The 6468-nt window shown below is 64.7% G+C and carries 4 protein-coding genes; 2 read left to right on the top strand and 2 right to left on the bottom strand.

The window, feature by feature from the left end; genetic code table 11:
- Both VMA74_RS13890 and VMA74_RS13885 read right to left on the bottom strand, forming a co-directional pair.
- Window positions 1–1078 (bottom strand): S49 family peptidase (locus VMA74_RS13890; protein WP_325367931.1); only part of this gene is annotated, 1078 nt, incomplete at its 3' end.
- Between the two features lie 95 nt (window positions 1079–1173).
- A complete protein-coding gene (locus VMA74_RS13885) occupies window positions 1174–2580 on the bottom strand; it encodes an MATE family efflux transporter (RefSeq protein WP_325367929.1) in 1407 nt (468 codons plus the stop codon).
- A gap of 141 nt (window positions 2581–2721) precedes the next feature.
- Between VMA74_RS13885 and VMA74_RS13880 the strand changes: the two genes are divergently transcribed.
- Together VMA74_RS13880 and VMA74_RS13875 are read left to right on the top strand one after the other, a co-directional pair.
- Complete coding sequence (locus VMA74_RS13880; protein ID WP_325367927.1) at window positions 2722–3870, top strand: DUF3667 domain-containing protein; 1149 nt, start codon at window positions 2722–2724, stop codon at window positions 3868–3870.
- A 379-nt stretch (window positions 3871–4249) separates the two neighbouring features.
- A complete protein-coding gene (locus VMA74_RS13875; RefSeq protein WP_325367926.1) occupies window positions 4250–6424 on the top strand; it encodes a primosomal protein N' in 2175 nt (724 codons plus the stop codon).
- The last annotated feature ends 44 nt before the right edge of the window (window positions 6425–6468 follow it).

The raw sequence follows: 6468 nt of genomic DNA, 5'->3' as shown, positions 1-6468 counted from the left end.
ATTCGCCGCCGATCGAACCGGGCTGCTGCTTGCCGCCGCTGATCTCGCCTTCGGCCACCACCACGGTGACCGCATCGTCGCCCGGCTTGTCGCGGCTGGGGATGGCGGCGGCATAGTTGTCCAGGGCAACGCCACGGATGCCATGACCATCCTTGCCGGCCGGCACGCCTTGCTTGCGCAGCATGTCGATCAGTTCTTCGCGCGTGGCCAGGCCATCGACCAGATGCTCATCCACCGCCAGCTTGGCCAGATCGCCTTGCGCCGTAGCGAGACGATCCGGAAGGTCGTCGATGTCGGCGCGCACCGCGGCAGGGTCCAGTTTGCGCAGCTTGGCGACGTCGTTGATATAGCCGTCCCACAAACCACCCATCCAGTAGCTGTCCGCTTCCTTAGCTTCGGGCGAGGCGTGATCGAGGATGAAGGGCTCGGCCGCACTCTTGAATTGGCCGACGCGGAACAGGTAGACGTTCACGCCCAGCTTGTCGAGCAGGTCCTTGTAGAACAGGCGGTAGTTGGAAAGGCCGGTGATGAACAGGCCACCCTCGGGGTCCAGCAGCACGCGGTCGGCATGCGCGGCCAGGAAATACTGGTACTGGTCCAGCTCCGGACCCCAGGCGATCACCGGCTTGCCGGCGGCGCGGAAGCGATCGAGCGCGGCGCCCACTTCGGTCAACGCGGCGAAACCACCGCTCTGCAAATGGCTGGGATCGAGCAGGATGCGCGTGATGCGCGCGTCCTTGGCGGCGGCATCGATGGCGTTGACCAGGTCGCGCACTTGCACTTCCTTCGCTTCATCGCCGGACAGCCTGGATGCCGCGCGCTGCAGCGGACTGATGCTGTACTGCTCCACCAACCTGCCTTCCGGCCGCAGCACCAGCACGCTGCTGTCCTGGATGTCGTTGATGTGCCTGGCGGCGCCGACCGCCACCAGCATCAGCAGGAACAGCCCGAGGAAAGCAAAGAACACCACGTTGAGAACGATCAGCCGCACGATGTTGAGACCTCGTCCGAACACGCGCAGGAAAGCGAGGAATCCGTTCGGTTGCCGCGGGCGGCCCAGGGGCGGTGGGGTACTCATAAAATGCGTCGAGGTCCTTGGATGGTGCGCAGGCCGGAATGGCAGTCCAGCCTTGCCGCGAGTTCATGGATGCCGGGATGGCATCCCAGCCTACATCACGAGGTTATCGTCGCATCCGTGGCGGCGGATGCAACAGGGCCAAACGTCCCGGGCCGATACCGGTGGGAACTGCGCCAGAAGCGCACGAACAACAACAGCGCTGCCATGCTCAGGCCGGCGATCAGGCCCATCCAGATGCCACGCGCGCCCAGGCCGTGATGGAACGCCAGCCACCAGCCCATCGGCATGCCCACGCCCCAATATGCAAACAGGGTGATCGCCATCGGCACGCGCGTATCCTTGAGCCCGCGCAAGGCGCCGTTGGACGCCACCTGGATGCCGTCGGAAAACTGGAACAGGCCCGCCAGCAGCAGCAATTGTGCGGCCAGCGTGATCACGGTCTTGTCATGGGTGTAGAGCGAGGCGATCAGATGCGGAAAGCCCAGCATCAGCCCCGCCGACACCGTCTGCGTTACCAGCGTCAGCCCGATGCCGCAGAAACCGGCATAGCGAATGCCAGACGGGTCGCCGCGCCCGACCGCATTGCCCACGCGCACGGTAATCGCCATCGCCAAGCCCAGCGGCACCATGAAAAACAACGCCGCCACGTTCAAGGCCACCTGGTGGCTGGCGACCATGTCTTCGCCCATGGTACCGATCAGCAGCGCCGCCGCCACGAACAGGCCGCCCTCGGCCAACAGCGTGATCGCCATCGGCAGGCCGATGTGCACCAGCTTGCCGATGCGCTTGCGATCGGGCCATTCGAAGTGATGGAACAGACCCAGTCCTTGGTAATTGCGATGCAGCGCGATGTAGATGCCGAACGAGATCATCTCGATCCACAGCACGGTTGCCGTGGCAATCCCGCAACCGCGCGCCCCCTGTGGCGGCAGGCCCAGTTTGCCGAACATGAAGATGTAGCCCAGCGGCAGCAGCAAGGCCAGGCCACCGAAGCTGAAATACATGGAGGGCCGGGTCAGCGACAGTCCTTCCGACAAACCGCGCAGGGCGAAATAGCAGGTAAGCGCCGGCGCGCCCCAGCTGATCGCACGCAGAAATTCGCCCACGTCGCTATACAAGCCGGGCGATACGCCGATCAACTTGATCAGCGGTTCTGCATGGCGCACCGCGAACCACAGCAATACGCCCATGCCCAACGCCAGCCACAGCGCTTGATGGAATACCTCACCGGCTTCGTGCCGGCGGCCGGCGCCATCCAGCTGGGAGACCGACGGCGGCACCGCCATCATCATGCCGATGCCGCTGACGATGGCCAGCGACCAGATGCTCGCGCCCACCGCCACCGCGCCCAGCACATGCGCGCCGACATGGCCGGCCAGCACCGCGTCGATCACGTTGCTGCCGATAGCGGCGAGTTGGGCGAGGATCAGCGGCAAGGAAAGCCGTACCGTGGCGACGATCTCCCGCCAGACCCGGGCGCGGTCGAGATGGAAGGACTTCATGGGTAGACACTCTGGGAGCCGGGCATTGTAGCTTGGTGTTGCAGATCGGTAGTGCGCTGCGCCACCCAGGCCACCGCATGCCCTATTCCCTATTCGTGGCGCAGCCGCCAAGATTCAAGGCTGCACCAGGGGAGCGCACGCATGAAGGAATTGACCTCCTACGAAGGCGCACTATGCGCCAACTGCCAGGCGCCATTGCAGGGCGAGTATTGCCATCACTGCGGACAATCGGTGCACAGCGTGCTGCGGCCGGTGCATGGTTTGTTCGAGGAATTCTTCGAAACCTTCCTGCATATCGACGGGCGCATCCTGCACACGCTGCCGGCGCTGTTCCTGAAACCGGGCTTTCTGACGCTGGAGTATTTCAGCGGACGGCGGGTGCGCTACATCGCGCCATTCCGGCTGATGTTCGTGCTGTGCCTGCTGTCGTTTTTCGTGTTGCATATCGCCACGGACGTGATCGCGCAGCGCATCGAGCAGCGCCAGCAGCGCAACGCCGTGGTCATGGATCAGGACGTCGATTTCTCGCAGGCGTACACCGCGCAGGAGGTGCGGCGCCAGTTGACCGCCCAGCTGGAGGCGCTCGAAGCCGCGCGCGCGGTCGGCAACACCGCCGTGGTGGCGCAGATCGACCAGGCCGAACAGAAGCTGCGCCAGCAGGCGAACACGCGGCTGGCCGAGCTGGGCGCCCCCGCGCATGCATCGACCGCCGCCCCATCGGCCGGAGACAACGGCGACGGCACCAGCAAACCCGTCCACATCAGCTGGTTGCCGGAGTTTGCCAACCAGCGCCTGGCCGATTTCGCCCAGCACATCCGCAACAATGCCAAGGCGCTGCGCGGGCACACGCTGGCCGAGCGGCGGGAAGCCTGGGAACACGTGGCGGCCGGCATCTACGGCGCACTGCCCGGCACCATGCTGGTGCTGGTGCCGGTGTTCGCCCTGCTGCTGAAGTTGTTCTACCTGTTCAAGCGGCGCCTCTACATGGAACACCTGATCGTTTCCCTGCACAGCCACGCCTTCCTGTTCGCCAGCCTGCTGCTGATCGTGATCGCCGGCATGCTCAACACCTGGCTGAAACCCGTCGCCGGCTGGGCCGGTTACGCGGCGGGTCTGTTGCAGGGCGCCCTCATAGTGTGGGTGCCGGCCTACCTGCTGGTCATGCAGAAGCGGGTGTATCGCCAGGGCTGGGTGATGACATGCGTGAAATACTGGTGCATCGGCTGGTGCTATGTCTGGCTTTTGCTGTTCGCGCTGATCGTTGCCGTTACCCTCGGGCTGGCTCACTGACTGTCATTCCGGAAGCGTGGAACAGCGGTTTTGCACAGCGTCAAGGTATTGACATACTCGTGTGTCAAGCCCGTGAGCCCAGCCTAAACGTGGCCAAGCTGTCCTTTCAACACCTTGATCTGCATGGAAATTTTTATGTGGTCAAAACTTGAACAGCCTGTCACAAGGGCCGGTTTGATGGGCGAAACGGCCCCCTCTCAACGGCACATCCACAGACTTATCCACAGCTCTTGTGGATAAACGAAAAAACATGTGCCGATGAGTCACTTAGGTGTTTTTCCTAGATGACAGGGCAGCAATCGCGGGCAAGCCCATCAGTCGTACTGCTGACCCATCGGCTGGGACAGATCTGACAGCGGCCCACGATACACTGACGACCATGCCGCTCGTCCATCGCGTCGCCCTGCCGGTCCCTCTTCCCACCTTGTTCGACTATCTGCCGCCCGCCACCGGCACGGCGCAGGTCGGCAGCCGCGTGCTGGTTCCGTTCGGGCGCCACAAGTCGGTGGGCGTGGTAGTGCAAGCGGACGTGCCGGCGCAGGTGGGCAGCGCAAAACTCAAGCGCATGCTGCGCGTACTGGACGACACGCCGCTGCTCGACGCCGAATTGATGCAGACCCTGGCGTGGGCCGCCGACTATTGGCTCGGCGCGCCGGGCGAAGCGTATGCCAATGCCTTGCCGCTGCTGTTGCGCGAAGACAAACCGCTGCCGGAAACCCAGGCGCCGATCTGGCAGTTGACGGTGGCCGGACACAGCGCACTTGATGCCGGCAGCCGCCGCGGGAGCAGCCGGGCGTTATTGCAGACCTTGCTCGCTGGACCCATGTCCACCGCCGAGCTGGATATCTCCTTGCCCGATTGGCGCACAGCCGCGCGACGACTGGCCGACGCCGGCTTGATCGAACGTGGCGAACCGGCACCAGTGCCGCCCTTTTTTCCCAACGCGGCCAAGCTCGCGCTACATGCCGAGCAGGAAACCGCCGTGGCGGCGGTAAGCGAAGCGTTCGGCCGCTTCCAGCCCTTCCTGCTCGATGGCATCACCGGCAGCGGCAAGACCGAGGTCTATCTTTCGCTGATTGAGCGCACCCTGGCACAAGGCAGGCAGGCGCTGCTGCTGGTGCCGGAAATTGGCTTGGCGCCGCAGACCTTGCGCCGCCTGCGCGAACGGCTGGGCGTGCCGGTGGAAGTGCTGCATTCCAATCTTGCCGAAGGCGAGCGCGCGCGGGCGTGGCTGCGCATGCGCGCGGGCGAAGCCAAGGTGGTACTGGGTACGCGCTCGGCGGTGTTCGCGCCGTTGCCGCAGGCCGGCCTGATCATCGTGGATGAAGAACACGACGGCGCCTACAAGCAGCAGGAAGGTTTCCGTTATCACGCGCGCGATCTGGCGTTGGTGCGCGGACGCGCCTTGCAGGTACCGGTGCTGCTCGGTTCGGCCACGCCCTCGCTGGAAAGCCTGGCGAATGTCGAGGCCGGCCGCTATCAGGCCCTGCATTTGCGCTCGCGCCCGGCGGCGACGCAACCGCCACAGGTGCAGATCATCGACATGCGCGCGCAGCGGCTCGATCACGGCCTGTCGCCGGCCCTGCTGCATGCCGTGGGCGAAGCCGTTGCGCGCGGCGAGCAGGCGCTGGTGTTTCGTAACCGGCGCGGCTACGCACCGGTACTGTTGTGTCATCACTGCGGCTGGTATGCGCAATGCCCACGCTGTGAACACCCGCTCACCTTGCATGCCGCCTGGCGCAAGCTGGTTTGCCATCACTGCGATCTGCAGGCGTCGGTGCCCACAAGCTGCCCGGCATGCGGCGCGCAGGAGTTGAAACCGCAAGGCCAGGGTACCGAGCGCCTGGAAGAAGCACTCACCGCGCATTTCCAGCAGGTACCGGTGCTGCGCATCGATCGCGAAACCACGCGCCGGCGCGATGCATTCGAACAGTTGCTGGGCAACCTGGCTGACGATGCACCGGCCATCCTGGTCGGCACACAGATGCTCGCGAAGGGGCACGATCTGCCGAACCTCACCCTGGTGGCGATCGTCGGCGTGGATGAGGGCTTGCTCAGCGTCGACTTCCGCGCCAGCGAACGCCTCGCGCAACTGGTCGTGCAAGTGGCCGGCCGCGCAGGGCGCGCGCGCAAGCCCGGACGCGTGCTGCTGCAGACCCATCATCCCGGTCATCCGCTGTTGCATGCGCTGTTGGCGCGGGGCTACGCCGCCGCGGCAAGCGAACTGCTCGCCGAACGCAAGCAGACCGGTTTGCCGCCGTACGGCCATCAAGTGCTGCTGCGCTGCGAAGCGCATCAACGGGTGGCGGTGGACGCGTTTCTTTCCGAAGCGTGTGCCGCTTTGCCGATGACCGACACGCTTCAGATAGCCGGACCGATGCCGGCGCCGATGCCGCTGCGCGCGGGACGCCAACGCGGGCAGCTGTTGATCGAATCCAGTAGCCGGCGTGATTTGCATGCCGCCGTGCGGCCATGGTCGATGCAATTGGCGCAGTTGCCTAGCTCACGCAAGGTGCGCTGGTCACTGGATGTGGATCCGATTGATTTGTATTGAGCTGCCGATGCAAGCGATTCCCGTAGGTTGGCGGTGAGGCGTAG

Source organism: Dyella sp., from assembly GCF_035508675.1.
Classification (GTDB): domain Bacteria; phylum Pseudomonadota; class Gammaproteobacteria; order Xanthomonadales; family Rhodanobacteraceae; genus Dyella_B.
Note: the sequence above shows the minus strand (reverse complement) of the source record. Positions and strands in the feature narration are given on the sequence as shown.

What these genes read in the sequence shown, in the direction of transcription:
- VMA74_RS13875 (WP_325367926.1), top strand. Translation starts at nt 4,250, where the DNA reads ATGCCGCTCGTCCATCGCGTCGCCCTGCCGGTCCCTCTTCCCACCTTG.
- VMA74_RS13885 (WP_325367929.1), bottom strand. Translation starts at nt 2,580, where the DNA reads ATGAAGTCCTTCCATCTCGACCGCGCCCGGGTCTGGCGGGAGATCGTC.
- VMA74_RS13880 (WP_325367927.1), top strand. Translation starts at nt 2,722, where the DNA reads ATGAAGGAATTGACCTCCTACGAAGGCGCACTATGCGCCAACTGCCAG.